The sequence below is a fragment of the Alteromonas sp. LOR genome, from assembly GCF_000753865.1.
GTDB lineage: Bacteria > Pseudomonadota > Gammaproteobacteria > Enterobacterales > Alteromonadaceae > Alteromonas.
Genome location: NZ_JQFW01000001.1, coordinates 149,533 through 175,042, shown reverse-complemented (window position 1 = coordinate 175,042; position 25,510 = coordinate 149,533). Strand labels below are relative to the sequence as shown.

The 25,510-nt window shown below is 45.1% G+C and carries 23 protein-coding genes and 1 tRNA gene; 17 read left to right on the top strand and 7 right to left on the bottom strand.

Going from position 1 to position 25,510, the window contains the following annotated elements:
• The first annotated feature begins 78 nt into the window (after positions 1 to 78).
• From JV36_RS0100740 to glpG, 7 genes are all read left to right on the top strand, one after another.
• Complete coding sequence (locus tag JV36_RS0100740; protein WP_032094747.1) at positions 79 to 549, top strand: hypothetical protein; 471 nt, start codon at positions 79 to 81, stop codon at positions 547 to 549.
• Positions 546 to 1,721, top strand: a complete 1,176-nt coding sequence (locus tag JV36_RS0100735; RefSeq protein WP_032094746.1) for a hypothetical protein — start codon at positions 546 to 548, stop codon at positions 1,719 to 1,721. The genes JV36_RS0100740 and JV36_RS0100735 overlap by 4 nt, the downstream gene beginning before the upstream one ends.
• A gap of 8 nt (positions 1,722 to 1,729) precedes the next feature.
• Complete coding sequence (locus JV36_RS0100730; protein WP_032094745.1) at positions 1,730 to 4,222, top strand: putative bifunctional diguanylate cyclase/phosphodiesterase; 2,493 nt, start codon at positions 1,730 to 1,732, stop codon at positions 4,220 to 4,222.
• A 141-nt stretch (positions 4,223 to 4,363) separates the two neighbouring features.
• On the top strand, positions 4,364 to 5,560 hold the full coding sequence (locus JV36_RS0100725; RefSeq protein WP_032094744.1) for a glycine C-acetyltransferase: 1,197 nt from the start codon (positions 4,364 to 4,366) through the stop codon (positions 5,558 to 5,560).
• Positions 5,557 to 6,582, top strand: a complete 1,026-nt coding sequence (gene tdh, locus JV36_RS0100720) for an L-threonine 3-dehydrogenase (protein WP_032094743.1) — start codon at positions 5,557 to 5,559, stop codon at positions 6,580 to 6,582. The genes JV36_RS0100725 and tdh overlap by 4 nt, the downstream gene beginning before the upstream one ends.
• Positions 6,582 to 6,893 carry a thiosulfate sulfurtransferase GlpE gene (gene glpE / locus JV36_RS0100715; RefSeq protein WP_032094742.1) on the top strand — a complete coding sequence of 104 codons (312 nt, stop codon included), beginning with the start codon at positions 6,582 to 6,584 and terminating at the stop codon, positions 6,891 to 6,893. Before tdh ends, glpE begins: the two co-directional genes overlap by 1 nt.
• A gap of 231 nt (positions 6,894 to 7,124) precedes the next feature.
• Entirely contained in the window at positions 7,125 to 8,012 is an 888-nt protein-coding gene (gene glpG / locus JV36_RS0100710; protein WP_032094741.1) for a rhomboid family intramembrane serine protease GlpG, read from the top strand.
• Positions 8,013 to 8,043: 31 nt separating this feature from the next.
• Here glpG and JV36_RS0100705 read toward each other — a convergent pair whose 3' ends face one another.
• On the bottom strand, positions 8,044 to 8,460 hold the full coding sequence (locus tag JV36_RS0100705; RefSeq protein ID WP_032094740.1) for a flagellar basal body-associated protein FliL: 417 nt from the start codon (positions 8,458 to 8,460) through the stop codon (positions 8,044 to 8,046).
• 282 nt (positions 8,461 to 8,742) lie between these two features.
• Between JV36_RS0100705 and JV36_RS0100700 the strand changes: the two genes are divergently transcribed.
• Complete coding sequence (locus tag JV36_RS0100700) at positions 8,743 to 9,348, top strand: chorismate--pyruvate lyase family protein (RefSeq protein ID WP_032094739.1); 606 nt, start codon at positions 8,743 to 8,745, stop codon at positions 9,346 to 9,348.
• 2 nt (positions 9,349 to 9,350) lie between these two features.
• Entirely contained in the window at positions 9,351 to 10,211 is an 861-nt protein-coding gene (gene ubiA, locus JV36_RS0100695; protein WP_032094738.1) for a 4-hydroxybenzoate octaprenyltransferase, read from the top strand.
• A 75-nt stretch (positions 10,212 to 10,286) separates the two neighbouring features.
• Here the strand turns inward: ubiA and ubiK are convergent, their stop codons facing one another.
• Positions 10,287 to 10,535, bottom strand: a complete 249-nt coding sequence (gene ubiK, locus JV36_RS0100690; RefSeq protein ID WP_032094737.1) for a ubiquinone biosynthesis accessory factor UbiK — start codon at positions 10,533 to 10,535, stop codon at positions 10,287 to 10,289.
• Positions 10,536 to 10,655: 120 nt separating this feature from the next.
• Between ubiK and rep the strand changes: the two genes are divergently transcribed.
• A complete protein-coding gene (gene rep, locus JV36_RS0100685; protein ID WP_032094736.1) occupies positions 10,656 to 12,671 on the top strand; it encodes a DNA helicase Rep in 2,016 nt (671 codons plus the stop codon).
• Positions 12,672 to 12,703: 32 nt separating this feature from the next.
• Here rep and JV36_RS0100680 read toward each other — a convergent pair whose 3' ends face one another.
• Complete coding sequence (locus tag JV36_RS0100680) at positions 12,704 to 15,304, bottom strand: sensor domain-containing phosphodiesterase (RefSeq protein WP_032094735.1); 2,601 nt, start codon at positions 15,302 to 15,304, stop codon at positions 12,704 to 12,706.
• 104 nt (positions 15,305 to 15,408) lie between these two features.
• The gene (locus JV36_RS0100675; RefSeq protein WP_032094734.1) at positions 15,409 to 15,816 is read right to left on the bottom strand and encodes a c-type cytochrome; all 408 of its coding nucleotides are present in this window, start codon (positions 15,814 to 15,816) and stop codon (positions 15,409 to 15,411) included.
• Between the two features lie 246 nt (positions 15,817 to 16,062).
• Between JV36_RS0100675 and JV36_RS0100670 the strand changes: the two genes are divergently transcribed.
• From JV36_RS0100670 to JV36_RS0100650, 5 genes are all read left to right on the top strand, one after another.
• A tRNA-Arg gene (locus JV36_RS0100670) sits at positions 16,063 to 16,139 on the top strand.
• A gap of 201 nt (positions 16,140 to 16,340) precedes the next feature.
• Positions 16,341 to 17,537, top strand: a complete 1,197-nt coding sequence (gene zigA / locus JV36_RS0100665) for a zinc metallochaperone GTPase ZigA (protein WP_032094788.1) — start codon at positions 16,341 to 16,343, stop codon at positions 17,535 to 17,537.
• A 1-nt stretch (position 17,538) separates the two neighbouring features.
• Positions 17,539 to 18,180 carry a DUF1826 domain-containing protein gene (locus tag JV36_RS0100660; protein ID WP_032094733.1) on the top strand — a complete coding sequence of 214 codons (642 nt, stop codon included), beginning with the start codon at positions 17,539 to 17,541 and terminating at the stop codon, positions 18,178 to 18,180.
• Positions 18,181 to 18,537: 357 nt separating this feature from the next.
• Positions 18,538 to 19,779 (top strand): beta-propeller fold lactonase family protein, encoded by a 1,242-nt coding sequence (locus JV36_RS0100655; RefSeq protein WP_032094732.1) that lies wholly within the window; start codon positions 18,538 to 18,540, stop codon positions 19,777 to 19,779.
• The gene (locus JV36_RS0100650; protein WP_235207724.1) at positions 19,779 to 20,675 is read left to right on the top strand and encodes a sulfite exporter TauE/SafE family protein; all 897 of its coding nucleotides are present in this window, start codon (positions 19,779 to 19,781) and stop codon (positions 20,673 to 20,675) included. Before JV36_RS0100655 ends, JV36_RS0100650 begins: the two co-directional genes overlap by 1 nt.
• A gap of 92 nt (positions 20,676 to 20,767) precedes the next feature.
• On the opposite strand, the gene JV36_RS0100645 is transcribed toward JV36_RS0100650, so the two are convergent.
• A complete protein-coding gene (locus JV36_RS0100645; protein WP_032094731.1) occupies positions 20,768 to 21,670 on the bottom strand; it encodes a LysR substrate-binding domain-containing protein in 903 nt (300 codons plus the stop codon).
• A 98-nt stretch (positions 21,671 to 21,768) separates the two neighbouring features.
• Between JV36_RS0100645 and JV36_RS0100640 the strand changes: the two genes are divergently transcribed.
• Both JV36_RS0100640 and JV36_RS0100635 read left to right on the top strand, forming a co-directional pair.
• A complete protein-coding gene (locus tag JV36_RS0100640; protein WP_235207723.1) occupies positions 21,769 to 22,893 on the top strand; it encodes a TauD/TfdA family dioxygenase in 1,125 nt (374 codons plus the stop codon).
• 10 nt (positions 22,894 to 22,903) lie between these two features.
• Positions 22,904 to 23,527, top strand: a complete 624-nt coding sequence (locus JV36_RS0100635) for an HD domain-containing protein (RefSeq protein ID WP_032094730.1) — start codon at positions 22,904 to 22,906, stop codon at positions 23,525 to 23,527.
• Positions 23,528 to 23,667: 140 nt separating this feature from the next.
• Here the strand turns inward: JV36_RS0100635 and JV36_RS19170 are convergent, their stop codons facing one another.
• The gene (locus JV36_RS19170; RefSeq protein ID WP_052010043.1) at positions 23,668 to 24,915 is read right to left on the bottom strand and encodes a sensor histidine kinase; all 1,248 of its coding nucleotides are present in this window, start codon (positions 24,913 to 24,915) and stop codon (positions 23,668 to 23,670) included.
• A gap of 8 nt (positions 24,916 to 24,923) precedes the next feature.
• A complete protein-coding gene (locus JV36_RS19165) occupies positions 24,924 to 25,469 on the bottom strand; it encodes a heme NO-binding domain-containing protein (protein WP_052010042.1) in 546 nt (181 codons plus the stop codon).
• Positions 25,470 to 25,510 lie beyond the last annotated feature (41 nt).

The following is a 25,510-nucleotide window of genomic DNA, read 5'->3' as shown; positions in this document are numbered from 1 at the left end:
TCAGCTTTTATCTACACTGTAGTTAACTAACCATACATTGCACTGTGCTTTTGTTTAAAAACAGGGAGCTGTTACTGAATGAAAACGCCCTCGATAAGGCGGCTCTTAGAGTCTTTATCTCAAATTTCTTATCGTACATTTCTTATTGTTGTGTCTCTTGTTGTGACATCTTCTTTTTCATACGCCGGTGACTTGAAGGTTATGGCGCACGAGAGCGTCTCCATATCGCAATTGAATCGCTCTGAGCTTCGTCAAATTTTTACAGGCCATCGCCAACACTGGCAAAACGGCAAAAAAATTACCGTTTTTGTATTACAAGATAACGACGAATTACATAAGCAGTTTTGCCGTGACATATTGCAGATGTTTCCTTATCAGCTATCTCGCTTATGGGATCAGCTAACCTATTCAGGGCAAGGTGTTACGCCCGTAAGAGTGTCGTCATACAACGCTTTAATTGAAGCACTAGAGTCAACAGAGGGAGCTATCGGCTATGGTGATAAAGACGATATCGTTAAGCTGCGCCGTATTGAGGTAGAAGAAAAATGAAAGGATTAATCTATTTTTCGTTGTTAGTGAGCAGCTTCGCTGTTTTTTCAGCAGAGTCGGATTTCGCATGGCATGGGTACGCTTCCCAGGGGCTCACTCAGTCTAATAACAGTAGCTTTATAACAGATAGCGATGCTGTTACTGGTGAGCTTACCGAAATTGGTATTAACGGGCTTTACAGATTGTCCGAAAATTTATCTATTGCAGGGCAAATTAATTATCTAGACGGCGGGAACCGGTTTGAACAAGGTGCACGGCTTGATTACTTATTTGTTGACTGGAAGCTTCCTAATTTAGGGAACGGGTGGCAAGCTCATATTCACGCCGGGCGGTTTAAAAACAGACATTGGCTTTACTCTGTTACCCGTGATGTGCCGCAAACTCGCTACACCGCAGTACTGCCTCAATCTGTTTATTTTGATGGTTTTCGCGATATTGCGCTTGGCAGCAACGGCATATTGACCAGTTTTACCCACTATGGACAAAACAACATTTGGGAATTGAACTGGAGCTACGGACGCTCTAATATCAATTCGTCACAACGAGATTTTTTATTAGGTGAAGAGGCGAAAGGCGAAGCGAAGCAAGATTTTGTTCACCAAGCGAGTGTATTTTGGCAGCCTGCGTCTATGGCGTGGAAAGTTGGCGTCAGCTGGCTTAACTCCGACTTTAGCTATACCCCATCACAACAGGACAATCGTTTAGCAGGCGAGGCTAATGTTGAGCGCTTTATGCTTTCAACACAATATTTTGCTGAGCATTGGGAAGTGTCGATGGAGCTGCTTTCAGAATCCCAGCATAGCAGGGGCTTATTTGCGCCAGATTTTAACGATAAGCGTCGCGGTGACGGTGGCTTTGTCCAGTTTAGGTATTTGTTCAATAGTCAGTTTAGCGGGCTAATAGGTTACGACACCTACGTCAATGATGTTAACGACAGGGACGGAAAACGTCTGGAGCAATTATCTAATGGTGCCGTACCTGCGTACTTTGGTTACCAAGACTCTACTACCTTGGGCTTGCGTTGGGATATTGCGCCAAAATGGCGTTTGCAGGGGGAATACCATTGGGTTGAAGGCGCAACGCGGGTAGTGAGTTTGCTAGACCGCAACGTGGCCGAGCAAGCAGATAAAAACTGGCAAATGTGGTCGCTACAACTGATGTATTGGTGGTAATAAGTAATATGAAGGTGCAGGTATCATTCACCACTAAAACGATTGCTATATTAATGGCGATGGTGCTGACCGTCACCGTAGTGATCTCGGTGGTGCTGATACAAGAGTCGGAAGCGAGTTTGCTTTTGCAGCAAAAAGAAAACCAGATAAGTCACCAGCGGCGTATCCGGCTTTTCGAGGAGGTGCTGCATAACCGCATGATAAACCTTATTGACATTGTAAGTCAGCAGCGGGATTTACAAAGCAAAGATCTCGATGAGCTTCAACGTACACTTCAAAACCTTTCAGAATACTTCACCCTTAACTTCCAAGTAGAAGAGCTTTTGTTGTTTGATGAGTCTGGTGTCGTGGGCACCAACATGAGCCACTCTCGTGAAGCAGTCGCCCAATTAGTCAGCTCAACCCGAACCAGCTTCGAAAGCCGTTCAACGATTGTCTGCGACAAAGTTTGTACTCACTATATGTCGATTCCTATTATGAGCGGCAGCGATACCGTACCTGTTGTAGTGGTATCTACTTCAATGCGCGAGCTGCTTTACCTATTTAATCGCGCAGCGGGAGTACACAAAGTTGCGATTGTGCAAATTACACAATCATTACCAACCGGGCAATCAGCGCCAACCAACGCAGAAAATGCTAACAAGGCAGGCACACCCTCGTTGACGCTATCCAGTCAATTGTCTGCAGCGAATCGAGAGTATTTACAGCAGGTTTTTGCTGGGCTACCTGCTGACTGGTCGGTGAATCGCTTAGTCACAAGGGGCAGCAATATAACCCTGAATAAAGAGCAGCTGCTTGTTAGCTTGCTACCATTTTCAAAAAGCAACGCCAACCGTCCTTATCTGCTACTTGTGCAAGATGTCACTGCAGCCGTTCAGCAGGCCAATCAATATCAAGCCATCGTTGTTGGCTCGGCCGTTACTTTGTTTGTTATCTTTTCAATATTGCTTTACCTATTTTTGAATGGATACAACCAGCGTTTGCTGTCTATCAGCGAGCGGCTTCCCATGTTGGCAGAGCACAAATTTACTGAATTTCATGCTAACGCCGCCAAACAGCGAAAGATGTCGAGTGTAAAGCTAGTAGATGAATTAGACGTTGTAGAAAGCGCGGCGAATAACCTGGCAAAGCAGCTTGAAGACTTTGATGGTCAAATGGCAATTAATACCGCCAAGCTAGAAAAAATGGCCATGTTCGATGTGCTGACTGGCTTGCCCAATCGGAACATGCTGACGTTTCAAATTGAAAAGCAGTTAGCCCGTTCATTTCGCGATGAAAAGCTTGTTGCTCTCATGTTCATGGACCTAGATGATTTTAAGAAAGTTAACGATAGCCACGGTCACGATGTAGGTGATGCGCTGTTGAGAGCCGCGGCCATGCGGATATCACGGCCTATTCGGGAAACAGACATTGCCTCTCGCTTTGGTGGCGATGAGTTTGTGGTATTGCTTTCAGACATTGAGAGTCGTTCACAGGTCGATCTTATTGCTAATAAACTGCTCAATGAATTTGCCGAACCCATTGTCATCAATGGTCAGAAATTCTATATCTCTGTGAGCATAGGTATTGCCATTACAAGCCATGCTCAAGCCACACCCGTTGAGCTATTGCGACACGCTGATATTGCGATGTATGCAGCAAAGTCAAAGCAAGGTGCAGCCTACCGAGTGTATGAAGCGAAAATGAATTTAGCGGTAATGCAAAAGGTGGAGCTAGAATCTGAGGCCCGCGAAGCACTGAGAGGTAATCAGTTTAGTCTTGCCTTGCAACCTCAAATAGAAATGCATACGGGTAAACTCATTGGCTTTGAGGCTCTGCTTCGTTGGTTCCACCCGACCAAAGGTGCAATTTCGCCTGCCGATTTCATACCGCTATTAGAAAATACCACTTTTATGCTTGAGTTAGACTACTGGGTTATCGCTAGAGCTTGCTCTCTTACTCAAGAGCTCGGTCATAGCGGTTATCGCAATATGAAACTGGCCATTAATGTGTCGGCAGGGCAATTTATCGATCCTAGCTTACCCGATTATCTACAGCAGCAAATACAGCGCAATGAATTAGCACCTGAGCAGATATGCTTAGAGCTTACAGAAACGGTGTTAGTCTCTGATATCAAAAGAGCCCGCGCTATTATGAACACCATTCATGAAATGGGTTGCATGTTGGCTATCGATGATTTTGGCACCGGTTATTCCTCATTGAGTTATCTCAAATCTTTGCCTGCAGATTTTATTAAAATCGATCGATCTTTTGTTTCAAATATTACCGACGATGCCGACGATAGAAACATTGTGAACTCCACAGTATCTATGGTGCGTAATATGGGAATGCAGGTGGTTGCCGAGGGCATAGAGACACAGGCGCAGTACGATTTGCTATGCGAGTTTGATTGCGACTACGGGCAAGGCTACATGATAAGTAAACCTATTCCAGAGCAACATATTTGGCGCGTACTAAGCACAAATGTTGAAAATGGTTATTGGAAACCACCTCAAGCGTAACGCCTAAAAGCTAGCGTATTTGGCAAGGTGTGCTAAATAATTTACACACTTCATCGGCTTTCCTACTAAATAGAGCGCATCACTGTATACCCACCTGTAGGCTTTTACTAAAATATCCTTTTACGAATTTCGGAGAACGGCATGTCAGCGGCATTTATTTCCCATTTGCAATCGCAAATTGAAGCCACCAAACAAGATGGTTTATATAAAAAAGAACGCGTGATCACATCTCAGCAGCAAGCTGATATCGATGTGGCTAACGGTGACCATGTCGTTAACTTCTGCGCCAATAACTATCTTGGGCTAGCAAATAATGAAAGCCTCATTGAGGCAGCTAAGGACGGTCTGGACTCTCACGGGTTCGGCGTGGCTTCCGTACGATTTATTTGCGGTACGCAGGATATTCACAAGCAGCTTGAATCGTCTATCAGCGAATTCTTAGGCACAGAAGACACCATTCTTTACCCGTCTTGTTTTGACGCAAACGGTGGGTTGTTTGAAACCATTCTTGGTCCTGAAGATGCCATTATTTCAGATGCCCTTAATCATGCGAGCATCATCGATGGCGTTCGCTTGAGCAAAGCAAGACGTTACCGCTATGCAAATAACGACATGGCAGCATTAGAAGAGCAGCTCATCAAGGCAAACGAAGAAGGCGCACGCTTTAAAGTTATTGCTACCGATGGCGTATTTTCTATGGACGGTGTTATTGCCGATTTAGCCTCTATCTGTGACCTTGCAGATAAATACGATGCCATGGTAATGATTGACGATTGCCATGCTACCGGTTTTCTCGGGGAAAACGGCCGCGGAAGCCACGAATATTGTGGCGTTTTAGACCGCGTAGATATTATTACCGGTACACTGGGTAAAGCACTTGGTGGAGCATCAGGTGGTTATACGTCGGGTAAAAAAGAAGTGGTTGAATGGTTGCGTCAGCGTTCACGCCCTTACTTGTTTTCAAACTCAGTAGCGCCTCCTATTGTGGCAGCGTCGCTGAAAGTATTTGAAATGATGAAAGAGGGCGATGAGCTGCGAGCTAAACTATGGCGCAACGCAGAACATTTCCGCAGTCGTATGGAAGATGCTGGCTTTACGCTATCAGGTAAAGACCACGCTATTATTCCGGTTATGCTTGGTGATGCCCGTTTAGCGAGTGACATGGCAGACAAGCTGTTAGAGAAAGGTATTTACGTGATTGGGTTCTCTTACCCAGTGGTACCAAAAGGGCAGGCGCGAATTCGCACCCAAATGTCTGCGGGGCACTCTATTGAGCACGTAGACAAAGCCATTGACGCGTTCATTGAAATTGGCCGCGAAATGGGAGTGATTTCATGAAGTCATTGGTAAAAGCAAAAGCCGAGCGCGGCATTTGGTTAGAAGACTCGCCAAAGCCCGAGGTGGGGCACAACGACCTGTTAATAAAAATTCGTAAAACCGCTATCTGCGGCACCGATATGCATATTTACAACTGGGACGAATGGTCACAAAACACTATTCCCGTGCCTATGGTTGTGGGTCATGAATATGTGGGTGAAGTGGTTGGAATGGGTCAAGAAGTTAAAGGCTTCGAAATAGGCGACAGAGTGTCTGGTGAAGGTCATATTACCTGTGGGCATTGCCGTAACTGCAGAGCGGGTCGCAGACACCTTTGTCGCAACACCGAAGGGGTAGGCGTTAATCGTCCTGGCGCCTTTGCTGAGTTTCTCGTTATTCCTGCTTTTAACGCGTTTAAGATACCTCATAATATCAGCGATGAACTTGCGTCAATTTTCGACCCGTTCGGCAATGCCGTGCACACCGCGCTCAGTTTTGACCTTGTTGGTGAAGACGTACTGATTACCGGCGCGGGACCCATTGGCATTATGGCAGCAGCGGTTGCAAAACACGTGGGCGCACGTCACGTTGTGATTACAGACATCAATCCATATCGTCTAGCCCTTGCTGAAAAAATGGGCGCTACCCGTGCTGTCGATGTGTCTAAAGAAGACCTGAAAGATGTCATGAACGACTTGGGGATGACAGAAGGCTTTGATGTGGGGCTCGAAATGTCGGGCGTGCCCGTTGCGCTTCGCGATATGCTTAATAAAATGAATCACGGCGGTAAGGTTGCCATGCTAGGTATTCCACCTAGCGATGTGGCTATCGATTGGAATCAGGTTATCTTCAAAGGACTCGTGATCAAAGGCATTTACGGTCGCGAAATGTTCGAAACCTGGTACAAGATGGCAAGCCTGCTTCAAAGCGGTTTAGACCTTACCCCAATCATTACTCATACTTATAGCGTAGATGACTTTCAGAAAGGGTTTGATACCATGGGGTCAGGGCAATCAGGTAAAGTTATTTTGGACTGGCAATAATGAGCACATTTTCTCATATCAGCGTGCAAGACGTTGCTGATTTTTCGGGCACGGTATCTATTGTTGATATTCGCGATCCACAATCTTACGCGAACGGGCACATGCCTAACGCAGCGCCGCTGAACAATGACAATTTCGCTACGTTTGTAGAGCAAACGCCAAAAGACACGCCTGTTGTTGTGGTGTGTTATCACGGTGTGAGCAGTCAGCAAGCTGCCCAAGTTATCGCGCAGCAAGGTTTTGAAACGGTATACAGCATGGATGGAGGCTTTGAGGCCTGGCGTTTAGCTAATCCAGTAGAAACCGAGTAAACCAGCTAGCTAGTTAGAAGCTTAATGAAGGTGCTCATTTCAACACGCCCTAGGGTGTGATGAGATGAGCACCTTTATTTTTATCCTTTCCCTCATAACGCTTTATCAATACACTTGTTCAATAGATAGACTGGTTTACCGTGTTATTTTCCTTTTTACACCCATGTTTATTGTATTCATATTTATTAGATTCGGTATTTCGAGTCATGTGTTTTGGAGCTACCTCAGCCTATGGGCCAACCATTAATCGCGTTCAATCAGCAAAGTGCTGCGCACCTTCTCGCCAATTATCTCAATAGCCAAGGGGTTACCGCTTCTGTTAAACAACAGGCTTCACCACAGCAGTCTGCATCGTCAGAGTTTGTTGTATTTATTGATGATGCTGAGCACACCGCGCAAGCAGAGCTTATCGCTAAAGACTTTATTGCAAACCCAGGTCACCCAAAATATCAACAGGCAGCATGGGACAATGGTCAAAATGTTCAGCTAGCAGCGTCGCCCAGCGGGTTCTCCGTTAAGCACATTGCCGCAAATGCTATTTCAGCGCCGTTTACGTCTTTGGTGTTTATTTTGTGCTTATTAGTATACGGCTTATCGTTGCTAGGACTATTTGCGCCTATTGCACAACATTTGCTGATGCAGCCTTTTGGCCTGCTGGCAGAAAACCATCAGTGGTGGCGGCTATTAGGCCCGGCATTTATACATTTCAGTGTGTTGCACATTGTGTTTAATTTATTGTGGTGGAGTATGCTTGGCGCCAAAATAGAGCGTACTTTTGGTATTACTATGCTCATCATTGTTTTTATAGTGTCAGCGGTAGTATCTAATGCGGCTCAGGCGCTATTTAGTGAGCCAGTGCAGGCTAACCTATTTCTATTTGGTGGCCTTTCTGGTGTTGTATATGCCGTTATGGGATTCGTGTGGTGGCTAGGTTGGCTGCGCCCCAGTTGGGGACTATCTCTACCCAATTCTATTGTCGGCTTTATGTTGGTGTGGCTAGTGCTTGGCTTTGCGGACATATTGTGGGTAAACATGGCAAACGCAGCGCATACGGCGGGTTTGATCACCGGATGCTTACTGGCTGCGATGCTGAGCTTAGGTTCCAAAAAGCCTGGATAAGAACGCTAGCGTGCAGTCGGTTTTGTATAGATTAATCGCCTTGATATAGATACTTAGTAAATATCACGTTTTTGATCACTTCGCCGCCAGTCTCTTCTTTCATGTGCTCTTTTAATGCTTTTAAAAGCGCTAATCGAATGTCTTCACGGCCCGTAAGAGACTTCACTTTTTCAGCGGGCTGTTGACCAAATATTTCGATAGCAGTAGAGCGTAAAAGCGGCATGTGATGCTCCGCAATTTCCAGCTGCTCTATGTCGTATACCATGAGTTCAACCTGTACACGAACATAACCAAGCTTACGCGCACTGTCGCTAATGTAGTTAGTGACGATTTCTGGCTCTAAGCCAATATAGGCAAAGTTGGCTTTCTCTTGTGCTTGAGCGCTAAACGAAGCGCTCAGTAAAAGCGCAGTTATTGCTAAACAATGTAAAATTAAAGACTTAAGCATGGTAAGAACCGAAAAAAGGATAAGTTAAGATCAACCTTATTGTAGCAAAGCTGAGGTTAAACGCACTACTGCAAAAGTAGTACGCATCTTAATAAGCAAAAAATGTCTGTCAAAGGCTTACAATCAAAGTGACGTAAATATAGAGTTTAGCTTTTCCTGAAGATTACAGCGCAAAAATAAATGTTATGATGTTGCCAGTTCAGAAGCTGTGTGAATAGCGCCAGCAGTGAGTTTTTTCTAGTAGGTTTTGTAAAGTGAGTCTTTGTAAATGGGTGCTTTAAAGTGAGTCTTACCGCCGACTTTCCCGTTGGTCTTGCCGTTAATTGGCTTTCCTTAGCAGAAGCAAACATACCTGAGCCAACGTTAAAAGACTGGTTGTTAGATACTGGCTCTCTAACCGAAAGGGTGCAATCGGCCTGCGGTGAATTTTCGCTCCAGCTGTTAGGTCAGCAAGCGTTAGAGCCTCACAGAACTGAGTTATCTCTGTTACAAGCGAACGGCCAAACAGCCTATCAAATACGAGAAATTGTATTGTGTGGTGATGAACAGCCTTGGGTATTTGCTCGCTCAGTCATTCCTCAAGCTATTATCGAAGCAGAGCTATCTAACCTAGGCAGTGAGCCATTAGGCAAACGATTGTTCAACGACAAGCGGTTTGTACGCTCTGAGTTTCAAGTGTGTACGCTACCTTTTGAGCAGTTTTCTCAGCACCTCGCTGAGCAATCTGACTCGCAGTTAAAAAACGATACAAAGCAAAACTTGTGGGGTAGGCGGTCTGTGTTTACCTTTGAATCGCATCATTTGATTGTTGCAGAAGTGTTTCTTCCTGGCTCTCCGGCCTACGCGCAAAATGATGGGCAGAAACAAGTGATAAAAAGAGAAACGTGAATATGACACAGCACAACTGGGGCGCTTATGCCCGCCTAATGCGCCTAGACAAACCCATCGGGTTTTACCTTTTACTGTGGCCCACATTATGGGCACTGCTTATTGCCTCACAAGGTATGCCAACGCTTGATATAGCCGCTATTTTTATTGCTGGTGTTGTTGTTATGCGCTGTGCGGGATGCGTTATTAACGACTATGCAGATAGAAAAGTTGATGGCAGTGTAAAGCGCACTGCTACACGCCCTCTTGCTACTGGTGAGGTAACTGCTAAGCAAGCATTGCAGCTGTTTGCGCTATTAATAGGCATCGCGTTTGTGCTCGTGTTATTTCTCAATTGGCAGACTATCGCACTGTCGGTTGTGGCGCTGCTGCTGGCCGCATCATACCCATTTATGAAACGCTACACGCACCTGCCTCAGGTGGTACTGGGTGCTGCATTTGGCTGGGCTATTCCAATGGCGTTTATGGCAGTTTTAGAAACTGTACCCGCTTATGGCTGGTGGTTATTTATCGCAAATCTTACCTGGACAGTGGCCTACGATACGATGTATGCCATGGTCGATAGAGATGACGATCTTAAAATAGGCGTAAAGTCTTCCGCCATATTGTTCGGTCAGTACGATGTTGTGATTGTGATGGCGCTGCAGGTTTTTACACTGGTGACTTTATGGTGTGTTGGCTTAACCATTGAGGCGGCTTGGCCTTATTTTGTAGCGGTGTTATTTGCAGCGCTTCTGTGTGTTAGGCAGTATCAACTTATTAAGCGAAAACAACGAGAGGGCTGCTTTACCGCGTTTTTAGAAAACCATTTAGTGGGCTTATCAATTACCGTAGGGTTGGCAATTAACTACCTGCTCTATTAGCTAAAGTCAGTGAACTATAAAAAAGGCACTAAAAAGTGCCTTTGTGTACATCGAGATTATTGGCTGTCTAGCCTATTAGCCATTAAGCTTGGTTTCAAGCTCTGCAATACGAGCTTCCATCGCCTCTAGCTTTTCGCGAGTTCTAATCAGTACCTGGCTTTGAATATCAAACTCTTCACGAGTTACCAAGTCGAGTTTAGAGAGCTGAGACTGCAACACAGTTTTAACTCGTGTTTCTGCGCCTTCGGCCATATTTTTTACGCCCGGTGGAACGGCATCAGCAATCTGTTTAGCCAAATCTTCGAGTTTTTTCGGATCCAACATGGATTTCCCTTATAATACGCAACTCAAATTAGTGTCACTATTCTATCGGTATCGACACGACATGCAATCAAAACTGTGAACTATGCATTTACTGCCTGTTAACCCTGTTTTAGGAAAAAAATGAAACTAAATGAAGCTCAAGAGTCTGCCGTTACATTCGTATCGGGCCCATGCTTAGTGTTAGCCGGGGCAGGCAGTGGTAAAACTCGTGTAATCACCAATAAGATAGCTCATTTAGTTAGAAACTGTGACATGCCTGCTCGATATATCGCAGCAGTAACCTTTACCAATAAAGCAGCTCGAGAGATGAAAGAGCGGGTGGCGCAAACCTTAGGCAAACCAGAAGCGCGAGGGCTTAAGGTTTCAACGTTTCACACCCTTGGTCTAAATATTATTAAATCTCACGTGAAAGACTTAGGGCTAAAGCCAGGCTTTTCCTTATTTGATGACAAAGACTCTCTTTCTCTTTTAACCGACCTTACCGCCGACACCTTAGACGGTGATAAAGACCAGTTGAAGCTACTGCAAAGCTGTATTTCAAATTGGAAAAACGATTTGGTGCTGCCCGATGCCTTATTAAAACAAGCACAGAGCACCGGCGAGCAGGAGTTTGCGCAAGCCTACAGACGCTACCAAGACAATTTAAAAGCCTATAATGCCTTAGACTTTGACGATCTTATTTTATTACCTACGCTGTTGTTAAAAACAAACGAGCAGGTTCGAGCTAAGTGGCAAAACAAAATACGTTACCTACTGGTTGATGAGTATCAAGATACCAACACCAGTCAGTATGAATTGGTGAAGCTACTTGTTGGTGAGCGCTCTCGTTTTACCGTGGTAGGCGATGACGACCAATCTATTTATTCTTGGCGTGGGGCCAAGCCACAAAACCTGAATTTATTGCAAAAAGACTTTCCCCGTTTAAACGTTATTAAGTTGCAGCAAAACTATCGCTCTTCGGGGCGTATACTGCATTGCGCGAATATCTTAATTCAGAACAACCCCCACTTATTCGATAAAACCCTGTTTTCAGAACTTCACTACGGTGAAACGTTAAAAGTCATTGAAGCCAAAAACGAAGAACATGAAGCTGAGCGTGTGATAGCAGAGCTATTAGCCCATAAATTCATGAACCGAACCAAGTTCAAAGATTACGCTATTTTATACCGTGGTAACCACCAAAGTCGTTTGTTCGAAAAGCTACTAATGAGCAACCGCATTCCTTACAAAATAAGTGGAGGCATGTCGTTCTTTGGGCGTACCGAAGTGAAAGACATCATGGCCTACTTGAGGCTGTTGGTGAATCAAGACGATGACAATGCACTGCTGCGTATTATCAACACTCCGGGTCGCGGCATTGGCCGAGCCACACTGGAAAAACTCGGCAATTTTGCAAATAGCCTGGGTGTGTCCATGTTTGAGGCTGCAACACACAACAACCTAAACAGCGTATTGCCCGATAAAGCGTTTCATTCGGTGTCTGGGTTTGCCCGGTGGGTCGTAGAGCTATCTGATAATGCAGAGCGCGGCAATACGGCAGATGCAGTAAGAAGTATGATACGTACGATGGGTTATGAAGAGTGGCTTTACGAATCGAGCGCAAGTCCTAAAGCTGCTGAAATGGCCATGGCCAATGTAAGTACACTTTTTGGCTGGGTTACCGATATGCTTGAGGGTAACGACCTTGATGCTCCGATGACCCTCACCGAGGTAGTAAATCGTCTCATACTTCGCGATATGATGGAGCGTGGCGAAGAAGATGGTGAAAGCGACCAAGTTCAGCTAATGACGCTGCACGCTTCAAAAGGACTAGAGTTTCCTATTGTGTTTCTTGTGGGAATGGAAGAGGGGTTGTTACCCCATCAAAGCAGTGTAGATGAAGACAATGTAGAAGAAGAGCGACGTTTAGCGTATGTAGGCATAACGCGGGCGCAACGAGAGTTAATATTTAGTTTAGCGAAGGAGCGCAGGCAGTTTGGTGAGGTGATTCAGCCAGAGCCCAGCCGGTTCTTGTTCGAACTACCGCCAGATGATGTTCAATGGGAAAATCAAAAGCCCAAAGCGTCTAAAGAAGAGCGTCAACAAAAGGCTCAGGTGGGCATTGCAAACCTAAGAGATATTTTGGGCAAAAAGTAGTGTAATGTGGGCGCTTACTAACTTTTTGGGGCTCAGTCAGTTGCTTTAGTCATATCTAAAACAACGGCGCGCTGCAGTGTTTTACCTTGGCCATATACACATTCAATGTCGTTTAATGCACTAAGCTGAGAGGGAGAGTCTACGCCTTCTGCAATCACATTAAACTTCAAGTGTTCTGAAATTAACATTACCGACTGAATCAGCTTAAGGTTACGCTGAGACCTTGGTAACGATTTCACGAATCGATGGTCAATTTTAATAAAGTCGAAGGGGTAGGCAAATAGGTAGCTCAGCGAGGCTAAACCACTACCAAAGTTATCGAGTACCAGCGTTACGCCAGCACGTTTTAACTTTTTAATGGCCGGCAGTATAAACTGCGAGCGACGATTCAAATCATTCTCATCGAACTCAAACACTAATCGATTTGGTTTAATACCCGAGTCAGCAATAACCTCGGTCATTTGATTCACCATTGAAGGTTGTAGCAAATGATTGATAGATACGTTAACGGCAATGCGCTCAATCGCTTCGTCGGTGTCTTCAAAGCGCTTTATTAGCTCACATGCCTTAGCTAACTGGAAGAGATCTAAATCGATAGTTAATCCACTATGATCTGCTACTTGTCTAAACTGCTCTCTCGCAATCTTACCGTAAGTAGGGTGCGACCAGCGTACGTACATTTCCTTATATAAAATGCTGTTGTCGATAAGGTTGATGACGGGTTGTAAGAAAAAATCAAACTCTTCGTCTCTAAGAGCGCGTCTAAATTCGTTTTCTAGTTCAAGCTCTTCAATTAAGCGTTCCCGCATGCTCTTATCGAACATAACAAAGCGTCCGCGGCCAAGTGTTTTAGCTTGGTACATAGCGGCATCGGCGTCGCGCAGTACTTCATCAGCACTATTGTAATAGGGCTCAAGATGAGCAATACCAATACTCGCGCCGGAATACATTTCACGGCCATCAAGCAGAAACGGTTCTGATATTGACGAGATAATACGACTTGCTACTTCTTCAACATCTGCGTTTTCATCAAAGTTATCCAGTAGCACAACAAATTCATCGCCGCCTAATCGAGCCAGTAAATCGTGGCCTCGAATACACAGTGCAATGCGCTTAGATACTTCAATTAAAAATTCATCGCCAGCATGGTGACCAAGGGTATCGTTAATCACTTTAAAGCGATCGAGGTCGATAAATAAAACGGCAAACATGTTTTCGGTATAACGCTGTTTGCTTGCTACCGCAAGTTCTAGGCGACTGGTAAACATTGCTCGGTTTGGCAAGTCGGTTAGCGAATCGTGGTGGGCATCGTGAATGAGTTTAAGCTCAATCTCTTTACGTTCGTCTATTTGTTGCTGTAAAAACGAGTTGGCGCGATTAAGCTCAGCGGTGCGCTCTTTTACTCGCTCTTCAAGTTGCGTGTTGTACTGCTGAATGGCTTCCGTATTACTTTTGCGCTCCATGGCCACCGCAATATGGTGGGATACAAAGCGTAAAAGCTCTTGATCACGAGCGGTGTACTTGGCGTGCTTTCCATAGGTTTGAACGGCAATTACACCAGCTATTTCACCATCTACCACAAGTGGAGAGCCCAGCCAGGAGTTCGCGCTTTTCAGCATTTTCTGCGCTACAGTCACGTCAAGCTCACCACTTTCAGCAAGCTGCAGCACACGAGGTGGGTTAATTAGCTCTGCCTGTCCGGTGCGAAGCACAAATTCTGTTAATCCTAGACTTAGCGGTCTAGGGTCAATGGTTGCTTGTTTGATGTCACTAAAATACGGGAACTCAAGTTTATTTTGAGCCTTATCCACAATCGCTATATAGCAGTTTGGTGCGCTTATCAGCCTTGCAAGGATCTCATGCAAACTTGAATAAAACACGTTCATGTCGCCTTCAAGATTAGCGGCGAGTTCGGATATCTCAAACAATGCTTGTTGTAACGACTCTACCTTTTGGCGTTCAAGAATTTCTTCTTGTAAGTCATCGTTAGTTCTTCGTAGCTGACGGGTTCTATCACGAATGGTGCGTTCGGTTAGCTCACGGTTTTTAACACGGTCAACAGTGGTAACAATGTGCTGTGACACAAACAGCAGTACTTCTAAATCTTCTTGGTTGTAGTGCACACCTTCATCGTAAGTTTGCACAACCATAGCCCCAATAACTTGGCTGCCGCGCTTAAGCGGAACGCCACATAATTCATAAGGGGGAGAGCCGACTAACTTAAAGCCAAGTTCTTCAGCAAACTTATGTTCTTCGTCACGCTTGTAAAAAAGATGATTACCCGACTTAAGAATATAACCGGTCATGCCGTCCATTAACGATTCGGCAGGAAGCTGACGCACTGTCTGCTCGTCAAATTCATCAACGAAATAGGAAAAATCGACAATGTTGCTTTCAGGGTCGTAAAAAGCGACGTAAAAGTTATCGGCATTCATAAAATCACCAATGATTTCATGAATAGATGTGTAGAGGTGGTTAAGGTTACTTACTGAACTGGCGAGTTCGGAAATGTCAAAAAGGGCTTTCTGAACACGTTCAGCACGCCTATACTTATCTGTAAGCTGTTGAAGCTGCGGAATAAGTTCCCGCAGCTCTTCTTCAGACAGCTCAGATTGAGTCGAATTTGATGACATTGTGCTCGCCAATGTAAAATTAACATTTGATTTAGCGGATTAACTTACCCCATCCGCGGAAAAAACGCTAATTTTTCAAACAACTTAAACTATCAATTAATAGTTTAAATACCTTCAATCATATACTCGATTGCGGCTTTAATATCGTCTTCTGAACAGTTTCCACACGTACCCATTGGAGGCATTGCGTTAATACCGTTAATTGCGTTTTGCCATACGCCGTCAAGACCGCGGTCGTCTAGGCGAGGTTGCCAATCAGCGGCTACCTGAAATTTAGGAGCACCAAGAACGCCTGCGCTGTGACACGCTACGCATGCAGAGTTGTAAATATCTTCGCCAGATTTTGCTCCGCCTGCAGCAGCGGTATCGCCTTGTGCAGCTGCACCGGCAACGTGCACTTTACCAAGTGGCTTAATACGATCTGCAATTTCATCGTTACTCATTTCTTGCGCTTGAGCCGCAAAGATAGTTAGCGCCGTAGCAGCAACAGTTAACCAAGTCTTTAATTTCACATCTGTCTCCAGGCAATGATGAATTTGTTTAAAATATAACTGGCCAGATTATAACGGTAAATGGCGGCTGAACAACTATTAGAATCCAATTACCCATAAAAAGTAAGGATTTTTAACAATCGAACATCGATTAGATTGAAAGAAAAGAACAAACTAGTTGATGCCTGCCCATGGCCTAAGTATCATTACGGCGCGTTTGCTAATGTGTTTATTAACATTCATTAATTTCTACAAACGTCATTTTTAGCACCTGTAGCTCAGCTGGATAGAGTGTCGGCCTCCGAAGCCGAAGGTCGCGCGTTCGAATCGCGCCAGGTGCGCCATCTCCTCATAGCTCCGAATTTTCGCTCACTATCAAATTCATCATTACCATTTAAGAGTGGTTATAGCATTTACAACATAAATCTTTATTGTTATGTTATAACATAATTTGGTGGTGGCGAATGAGCAGTCTCAATGCAAAGTTCTCCGCTGACTCACTATTAGAATTTACTCTTTGGGCTCTAACGTAGGCTAAAAGCATGATGCAAAAAAAGTTACCAGTAACGGTGCTATCTGGATTTCTAGGTGCAGGCAAAACCACTGTGTTAAATCATATTCTTAACAATAAAGATGGGTTAAAAGTTGCGGTTATTGTTAACGATATGAGCGAAATCAACATTGATGCAGCAGTGGTGCAAAATGAAATAAGTTTCAACCGCGCTGAAGAGAAGCTTGTTGAAATGAGCAATGGCTGCATATGCTGCACGCTTCGCGAAGATTTACTGGAAGAAATTAATCGTTTAGCCGCAGAAAATAAGTACGACTACCTTGTTATTGAGTCCACGGGGATCTCTGAACCCCTGCCAGTAGCAGAAACCTTCACCTTTGCTGATGAAGAGGGTGAAAGCCTCTCAGACGTTGCAACGCTAGACACCATGGTGACTGTTGTAGATGCGCTAAACTTTCTAAAAGATTATGACGAAGCGAAATCACTTCAAGAAGTGGGTGAAAGTTTAGGTGAAGACGACGATCGCAGTATTGCCGATTTACTGGTCGAGCAGGTTGAGTTTGCAGATGTCATCTTGATAAGCAAAACGGATTTGGTATCAGAGCAGGAGCTCAAAGGCTTACAAAGCATTTTGAGTACGCTAAATACAGAAGCCCAACAAATACCCATAAAAAACGGCAATGTGCCCGTAGCAAAAGTATTGGCGACAGGTAGATTCAGTTTTGAAAAGGCGCAGTTAGCACCTGGCTGGCTCAAAGAAATGCGTGGAGAACATGTCCCTGAAACTGAAGAGTTCGGTATCAGTAGTTTTGTGTTTCAAGCAAGACGCCCTTTCTACCCACAAAAATTCTATGATTTTATACACAGTAAAGAAATAGCGGGAAAGCTTATCCGCTCCAAAGGTTTCTTTTGGCTAGCAACACGCCCACATTTGGCGGGCAGCTGGAGCCAAGCTGGCGGAATGGCGCGCTATGGAGCAGCCGGCCTTTTCTGGAAAGCGGTACCGAAAGAGGAGTGGCCGGATGATCCCGAGTACCTCGAATCTATACAGCAGCAATGGGAAGAGCCCTTTGGCGATATGCGACAAGAACTGGTGTTCATTGGCCAGGGGCTCAATAAGCAAGACATTATCAATCGTTTGAATGATTGCTTGCTGAGCGAAAGCGACCTGTTAAAAGGAAGGGCAGAATGGTCAACACTTCCCGATCCATTTCCATCTTGGGGGCACTAACATGCTTGCATTGAAAGAAAAAACGACATGCTCTTGGAGCAGTGGACAGTCTCCTATCGTACTTGGCGATATTATCTGCGATACAAAAAGCGTCACCATTTGGGAGCGAGAGAAAAATGATGCTATCACTCGTTACTTTGAGGCGGTTTTTACATCGTTAGGGTTAGGCCTAAAAGGTGTGTTTGAGGTTAATACCCTTAAGCAGCAGCTAGACACTATGCTGCCTAAGCACGATGGCAAAGCTGAAGTTATCGATGATATTTATTTACTGACCGATATGCTCACATGCTTGTTCGATTGCAAAGAAGTGGGTCTTCGGCTAGTGCCGCTCACCTCAGCAATGTGTCCTAGCTTTCATCGGGACAATATACCCGTGCGCCTTGTTAACACCTATCTTGGTGCTGGAACTCAGTGGCTTCCGCTAGAGCAATTGTGCCCAACGCCTTTTGCTGAAAGTCAGCAGCATGTATCGCAAACGAATTTTGGTATGTACTACAAACACGACGATATTCAAACAATGAATGCGTTTGAGGTAGGTATGCTAAAAGGTGAGGCTTGGCATGAGTCGTTAGGAGCCGTGCATCGTTCATGTCCTGTTGCAAAAGGCGAAAAAAGAGTGTTACTCACATTAGATCCAATGTGAGCATTCTATTGCATTTAATTGAATCAAATTGAAAGTTTACTCTCCCACTTGATGAATTGGGTCCGTTGGACTCAATTCATTTTTTTACTTCCTCGTTTTTACATCTCCTTCTTTTTATAAGCACCAAACCAGCATTAAAACTGCTTTTTCCTTGTTAATGTTGGCACGTTGTCCTCGTATCGTTACTACATAACCGGAGGGCTATAAAAATGAGCGTCTGCAACTAACTATTCCCGTTTTCACTGAAATAACGCAGAAGTGTGGAGGTTCATCGTTAAACTTGTGCGAAGCGATATGTTTAGCCATAGGATATTGTCTGTCCAAATCCCTTGCCCTTAACACTATGGAGGTGATGTTATGCATCGCACTTTATCAACGCTTATGGTCTTCAGCTTACTGAGTACGCCTTTATTTGCTGCAATGAAAGAAGACGGTAATTCACCTTCAGTAGCTCCTGCTAAAGAAAAAAGACTCATTGAAGCGATAGTGCCCATTGAAACTTATCCCAATGGAAGTGTACCAATGCCTCGCTTTTCTGTGGATGCTAACTGGCCTACGCTGCCAGATACATGGTTGCTCGGACAGGTAAGTGGACTATCCATTGATAAATACGACCACGTATGGATTTTGCAGCGTCCTAACTCCCTCGGCAAATTCGATACAGGCTTAGCTGCCACGCCACAAACGGCGTTGTGCTGCGAGCCTGCACCTCACGTTATTCGTTTTACGCCACAAGGTGAGGTCGCCACCGCGTGGGGCGGGGCGTCGCATGCGCCCACAGTGGATGGGGTTAATCAGTGGCCGGTAAATGTGCATGGTTTATATGTCGACCCTAACGATTCAGTCTGGATTGCTGGAAACGGTGAAGGCGATCACGTGGTGGCTAACTTCAACTTCGATGGCAAGTTCATCCAGCAATTTGGTGAGCGAGGAAAAACAGCCGGTAACGCCGATGATGCAACGCTAGGCAATCCGTCTGATGTTTTTTATGACCCCAATGCCAATGAGGTGGTTATTTCTGACGGCTATATTAATGCCCGTATGGTGGCTTTTGATGCTGAAGACAAAAAAGCGGCACATATCTGGGGGGCTTACGGCAATAAGCCAACAGGGCCAACTCGCGAAGGCGCTTTTGATCAGTCTCAAGCAGCGCAGCCGCAGGCCCAAGGCGTCGATGTTGAAAACTCGCTGTTTGGCAACATTGTGCACTGCGTTAATCAGTCATCAGACGGCTTAATTTATGTTTGCGACAGACGCAACAATCGCGTTCAAATCTTTAAACGGGAGAAAAGCGGTGATATTTCGTTTGAACACAACCTCGTGGTAGCCGCAACTACCGGCGGCGTAGGTTCGGCAACCGACGTGGCATTTTCACCTGATGAAACTTACCTTTATGTGGCCGACATGATGAATGGTCGCATATGGATTTATGAGCGCGAGTCGCTCACGCTTTTAGGTTCAATAGGCAGAAATGGTCGCTATCCAGGGCAGTTCACTTGGCTTCACAGTATTGATACCGATAGCGATGGTAACCTGTACACCACAGAAGTTAATACCGGACGCCGAGTGCAAAAGTTGATTTTTGAAGGCGTAAAATAATGACCCTATTGTCAGCTGATACGCTATGGTTATTTATTGCCATGTTGTCAGCTGGCGCCTGTGCAGGCTTTACTGCAGGCCTCTTTGGGATTGGCGGAGGCTTTGTTGTTGTGCCTGTTCTACTTATCATTTTTAACAAGATGGGCGTGGTGGAAGATGTTGCCGTGCATTTGGCCATTGGCACTTCCCTTGCCACTATTATCACTACCAGCCTGCGAGCGGCTCGTTCTCATTCAAAGCGCAACGCTGTAGATTTTACTGTGGTAAAAAGCTGGGCACCTTGGATTATATTGGGCGTTGTTGTGGGCTTAGTGATTGCCTCAGACGCCAACGCGTCGCTGTTAGTGGGAGTATTTGGTGCGGGTGTTCTGCTGCTATCGGTACACTTTTTATTTCCCAATTGGCTTGCCCACAAGCGACTAAATAAAACCATGCCAGAGGGGCGCGCCAAAGCAACGCTTGCCACATTTTTAGGTGGTATATCAGCACTGCTTGGCATTGGTGGCGGCACCATCACTGTGTTAACCATGACCTTATCTAACCGGCCTATTCATCAGGCCATAGGAACAGCTTCTGCTTTCGGCGCGCTAATAGCCATACCCGGTACACTGGGGTTTATTATTATTGGTTGGAGCAAAACGGGCTTACCGCTGGGCTCCCTAGGGTACGTAAATACCATCGGTTGGATTGCTATAAGTGCTGTTTCACTCCTTACCGCTCCATTAGGCGCAAAGCTTGCCCACAACCTCAACCCCAATATGCTAAAACGCGCATTCGGCATATACCTCGTAGTAACAGGCAGCTTTATGCTGCAAAAGAGTGTGACGTCAATGTCTTCTAACTCGGTATCAGGCAATAGCGATGCCGTGGTATCTATCCAAGCTTTTCTTTATTAGTTAGGCATGTCTTTTTTAGTTTTTCTCTGCTTCGCGTTGCTCGTTTTGCAATATGATTCTCAAAAAGAAAAAGCCTTTTCATTTATTGATGGTTAAGCGTCGTTCACCAGCCATTTAATAACGTTGCCTATGGCGAAAGTGGAGTGATAGTTGGAGCAAATGGTATAGCCACGGCCTGGCGACGTTAAGCTGGGGCCAAGTGGAATGAGCTTTCCCTCTTCGATAAATGAGGTAATTAAGCCTTTCCAACCAAGGCACAAACCTTGCCCAGCCACAGCGGCCTCAACAATTAATGGGAAATTGTTATAACGAAACACAATAGGGTTGGTGGAAGGCTTTATTTTTACGCCCTTCGACCAGCTTTTCCAATTAGGCCAGCGAGGGTCGTCAACATCCTTGTGAAGCAAGGGTATATTGCTTAAATCAGTCAGGTTTTGTCCAGCTTTAAGGCCCAGCTTGTTTGCAAGTTCAGGTGAGCACACAGGAAACACCTCTTCCTCAATCATCATATGTTCGTATTCATATTTACCCGCCAAGCTTGAGTAGTGAAAAACAATGTCTGCTTGGGAGGCGAGAAGATCAGATAAGCTGTTTGTTGGCTGAATTTCAAATAGGTAATCGGGAAAGGCTTGCTGTAAACGCTGCAGCCTCGGCATTAACCAATGAAACGCAAACCCAAAATAGGCGCTAATAGAAATTTTGGTTCTGAAATCGTTAAAGTCAGTTTTTGCGCTATCGGTAGCTCGCTGAATAGTGGCAAGGGCCTTTTCTATTTCATTATAGTATTTCATGCCGGCCATGGTGGGAGACGTAGGTTTGTGTTCCCTATTAACCAATACACCGCCCAGTACCTCTTCCAATGCCCGTATTCGCTGCGACACTAAGGGCTGGCTTATGCCTAACTCTTCAGCAGCAAGGGTCATCGAACCGTGCTTTACGGTAGCATCAAACGCAATAAGGCTATTCAGTGTTGGTGGTTCGTTGCGCTGCTTCATAATGAATTTGCATGTTTCCTATAAGTCGTAGCTACTGTGTTGCTAGGTAATTTTGCTTGATACTCGCAGCCTGACATTTCACAGAGGAAAAATCAAAAGTGCAACAGGTGCAAACACTCAATTACCGCATAGATGAACAACAAGCTCGCGTACTGGCCTCCATTGATGGCAAAGAAATTTCATTACCAGCGCTGTGGCTAAGAGAGCGTTGCCAGGATACGGAAAACGTGGATAAGACAACCAAACATCGCCTGTTCGATCCGCATCAGCTAGATACCGATTTAGCACTCACACGGGTGGAAAAGAGAAGTGAGCTGCGCGCCAGCTTAACCTTCAGCGATGGGTACAGCGGTGAATACGACCTCAGCGAGTTTAACGCCGATTTCGATCATCTTGATGGCGCTCCAGCCCCACGTCCTTGGAAAAGTGATATCGATAAGTCGGTTTTTCATGTGGACTATCATTCGCTGCATTCCGATAAAGGGCTTATTGCAGGAATTGAAAAGTTTCTTACCTATGGCGTTATCATTGTTGATAACGTGCCGCAGAATCTTGAGGCCACCATTGAGGTTGCCGAGATTTTTGGCCACGTAAGAGAAACCAATTTTGGTAAATCTTTTGAAGTTTATTCCCGCCCTAATTCAAGCGACTTAGCGTATCGCTCGGTACCACTTGGGCCGCACACCGATAACCCGTATCGCGACCCGATGCCAGGAATTCAACTACTGCACTGCTTACAAAACCAGGCGGGTGAAGGTTTATCAACGCTGGTGGACAGTTTATCTGTATTAGAGCAGCTAAAGAAAGAGCAGCCAGAGGGCTACAAAATGCTTAGCGAAGTGCCGGTGCGCTTTCGTCATTTCGATAGTGAAGTCGATTTGGTTGAGCGTCGCACCATTATTGAATCTGATGCGACCGGAAAAGTAACCGGCATTGCCTACAGCCCGCGTTTAGACAATTTACCGTTGTTAAGCGATGACGACCTTATTACTTTTCACAATGCTCGTAAGCGCTTGGGTCAGCTACTGAGTTCGCCAGAGTTTGAGTGGAAATTCTGCTTACAGCCTGGTCAGCTTCAAATGTTTCACAATACCCGCGTGTTACACGGCAGAACAGGCTTCGATCCAAACAAAGGATTGCGTCACCTGCACGGCGCTTATATCGATTACGATGCACCGAAAGGGCGTTATAAGTTGTTAAAGCAAAAAATGAGTGGTCAATAAGGGGCGCTGTATGGAAACCGTAGCATTCAAACAAATGAAAGACGGCACGAAAGAAGAGTTCCAATTTCTTGATAAGCACGAAGAAGAGTTTGCCAAAGGGCTGCCCGATAGAATTTTAAAGGCGCTAGCGCAATTAGAGCATACGCTTTCTGGCTATCAGGTGTCGCGATTAGAGCACTCGCTGCAATCGGCGACGCGGGCAGAAGAAGACGGGGCAGATGATGAGATGATCCTTGCTGCCCTTATTCACGATTTAGGCGATGATTTAGCGCCGCACAACCACTCTCAGTTTGCGGCCTCTATTTTACGTCCTTACGTGCGCCCTGAAGTGACGTGGGTCATTAATCAGCACGGCTTGTTTCAAAATTTCTATTACGCCCATTATTTAGGTGGCGACAGAAATGAACGTGACTACTTAAAAGACCACCCGTGGTATCAGTCGTGCGTAGATTTTTGTGAGAAATGGGATCAGGCGTCTTTCGACCCAGACTATCCCACTAAGCCACTGTCGCACTTCGAGCCTTTAGTTCGCCGTATTTTTACTCGTACTGCGTTCGACCCGCAATATGTTGGCAATCAAACCATGGGAAAAAGTGCGGTAGACATTGCTATGTCTGGGGTAGAGCAATCATAGGTTTTGTATGGTTACTCCGTGGTTGAGTTTTTTAGACACGATGTGTAAATACTAAAGTGTCGGCGCTGGCCCGTATCTCTAAAAGCACTCCTTTGGGCTGGCGCTGACACTTGCTAAAACGTATCGATATAACGAGGCATCTATAAACGAGCGGCGGGCAGTGTAATAGTGAAGCAAGTGCCTTCGCCCACCTGACTTTCAATACTTATTTTGCCGTTGTGGCTTTCAATAATACCGTGGCTTATGGCAAGGCCTAGCCCGGTACCAGTGCCAATTTCTTTGGTGGTAAAAAACGGTTGAAAGAGTTTGCCGAGGTTCTCCGGTGGAATGCCGCAACCGTTGTCTTTCACGCTCACCACAACGTTTTTATCAGTAGCCTCAATATTTATTTCAATCGCTCCGTTTTCACTAATAGCATGTACTGCATTTACCAACAGGTTTACAAATACCTGGCTGAGTTCGGTTAAATTACCGGTAACATAAAAGTCGTCACCTGGTTCATAGTGAAGCACGGCATTGTATTTTAATTCGTTTCGAACCAATGATATGGCAAGGTCGATAGCCGATTGAATAGAAAGCTGTTCCTGCTTCGAGTCAGAAGGGTGGGCAAAACTGCGTAATCCAGATACCGTTTTGCTCACGCGTTGAGCGCCTTCTACACTTTCTTGAATAAGGGGCGAAATATCCTCAGCCATAAACGCCAAGTCGTTCCAATTAATATTGGTTTGCGAGAGGTCTTCTATGTGTTTTTTATCAGCCTCAGATAAATTAGATAACGCCGTGACTAATGGAACAACGCTTTGCATATACTCATCAAGGCTAGATAGGTTGCTCAGCAAAAAGCCAATAGGGTTATTAATTTCATGGGCAACACCAGCTGCAAGGGTACCTACAGAGGCCATTTTTTCAGATTGAAGCAGCTCCTTGGTTCGTTGGTCTACTAACGACTCTAAATGCTCAGCGCTGGCTTTTAGTTCACTATTTAATTCTTTAACGTGCCTGTACAGGCTTTCCTTAAGCTGAAGAGTACCGATATAAAAGTTGATAGGGTCGTGATTAACAAAGTCGTTAAGCGACAGGCTCATGGCTTCAAGCTGCGCCATATCGGTAAGCTGAGGGTAACCGATAAAATAATATCCTGTAGGAATTTGATAAAACACCCCACCAAACACAAAGTCTTTTTTGTCGCACGGGCAAATAGTCACTAATTGCCCGTTAAACATAGTAAGGAATTGCTTACTTACCGGAATTTTTGGCGTAACCAATTCAAACGCACTCAACAAGGGCATATCTTCATGCAATTGCTCGCAAATTTTGCCAAATGCCGGCGAAAAACTTTTGATGTTGAGCTGTTGGTCTAGCTCAAACTGAAAGGTATGAATTTGCAAAGTGCTTCCTAAACAAAGTTAATACGAAACGTGCTAAACGGTGTATCTTCAGTTTTCGACTCTACAAACGTGATAGTGGCTGGCTCATTAAAGTAGTTGCACACGCCTAAAAGCAGCCCCTCTACAAACGGCTCTAATCCGTCCCGGGTAGAGTAATAATGGATAGTAATACTATCGTCATCATTTTTCTGACATAGAAACGACGGCGGCACGAGCTCTTTTAGCTGCGCAGAAATTACTTGATGCATATTGTTTAAATTTGATAGAAATTCAAATGCACCGCCAGACACCAGAGCATACATAGAGCGGTAACTACCTTGAGAGGTCTCTTTCACCCAATCCTCACCCATCTGACGTAAAAACGTTGCTGCATCAACATTTAAATGAGTTACACAGGCACCCACCAAGTTAAAGGTTACGTCATCGCTGTAAGGCTGCATTTCAACGAAAGACGACTCATAGTCATCAAGAGACTGATTAATGTCTTTCCAGTCCTGCTCGCTGTAGCGGTTTATTACCGTGGTAGATATGAATTTGTTTACCATGCCGTACATAAAAAACTCCCACACATTCCTCTTACAAAACATAGCACAAC

What these genes read in the sequence shown, in the direction of transcription:
- JV36_RS0100705 (WP_032094740.1), bottom strand. Translation starts at nt 8,460, where the DNA reads ATGCTTAAGTCTTTAATTTTACATTGTTTAGCAATAACTGCGCTTTTA.
- rep (WP_032094736.1), top strand. Translation starts at nt 10,656, where the DNA reads ATGAAACTAAATGAAGCTCAAGAGTCTGCCGTTACATTCGTATCGGGC.
- ubiK (WP_032094737.1), bottom strand. Translation starts at nt 10,535, where the DNA reads ATGTTGGATCCGAAAAAACTCGAAGATTTGGCTAAACAGATTGCTGAT.
- JV36_RS0100650 (WP_235207724.1), top strand. Translation starts at nt 19,779, where the DNA reads ATGACCCTATTGTCAGCTGATACGCTATGGTTATTTATTGCCATGTTG.
- JV36_RS0100635 (WP_032094730.1), top strand. Translation starts at nt 22,904, where the DNA reads ATGGAAACCGTAGCATTCAAACAAATGAAAGACGGCACGAAAGAAGAG.
- JV36_RS0100735 (WP_032094746.1), top strand. Translation starts at nt 546, where the DNA reads ATGAAAGGATTAATCTATTTTTCGTTGTTAGTGAGCAGCTTCGCTGTT.
- JV36_RS0100680 (WP_032094735.1), bottom strand. Translation starts at nt 15,304, where the DNA reads ATGTCATCAAATTCGACTCAATCTGAGCTGTCTGAAGAAGAGCTGCGG.
- ubiA (WP_032094738.1), top strand. Translation starts at nt 9,351, where the DNA reads ATGACACAGCACAACTGGGGCGCTTATGCCCGCCTAATGCGCCTAGAC.
- glpG (WP_032094741.1), top strand. Translation starts at nt 7,125, where the DNA reads ATGGGCCAACCATTAATCGCGTTCAATCAGCAAAGTGCTGCGCACCTT.
- JV36_RS0100740 (WP_032094747.1), top strand. Translation starts at nt 79, where the DNA reads ATGAAAACGCCCTCGATAAGGCGGCTCTTAGAGTCTTTATCTCAAATT.
- JV36_RS0100730 (WP_032094745.1), top strand. Translation starts at nt 1,730, where the DNA reads ATGAAGGTGCAGGTATCATTCACCACTAAAACGATTGCTATATTAATG.
- JV36_RS0100660 (WP_032094733.1), top strand. Translation starts at nt 17,539, where the DNA reads ATGCTTGCATTGAAAGAAAAAACGACATGCTCTTGGAGCAGTGGACAG.
- JV36_RS0100645 (WP_032094731.1), bottom strand. Translation starts at nt 21,670, where the DNA reads ATGAAGCAGCGCAACGAACCACCAACACTGAATAGCCTTATTGCGTTT.
- glpE (WP_032094742.1), top strand. Translation starts at nt 6,582, where the DNA reads ATGAGCACATTTTCTCATATCAGCGTGCAAGACGTTGCTGATTTTTCG.
- JV36_RS19165 (WP_052010042.1), bottom strand. Translation starts at nt 25,469, where the DNA reads ATGTACGGCATGGTAAACAAATTCATATCTACCACGGTAATAAACCGC.
- JV36_RS0100725 (WP_032094744.1), top strand. Translation starts at nt 4,364, where the DNA reads ATGTCAGCGGCATTTATTTCCCATTTGCAATCGCAAATTGAAGCCACC.
- zigA (WP_032094788.1), top strand. Translation starts at nt 16,341, where the DNA reads ATGCAAAAAAAGTTACCAGTAACGGTGCTATCTGGATTTCTAGGTGCA.
- tdh (WP_032094743.1), top strand. Translation starts at nt 5,557, where the DNA reads ATGAAGTCATTGGTAAAAGCAAAAGCCGAGCGCGGCATTTGGTTAGAA.
- JV36_RS0100655 (WP_032094732.1), top strand. Translation starts at nt 18,538, where the DNA reads ATGCATCGCACTTTATCAACGCTTATGGTCTTCAGCTTACTGAGTACG.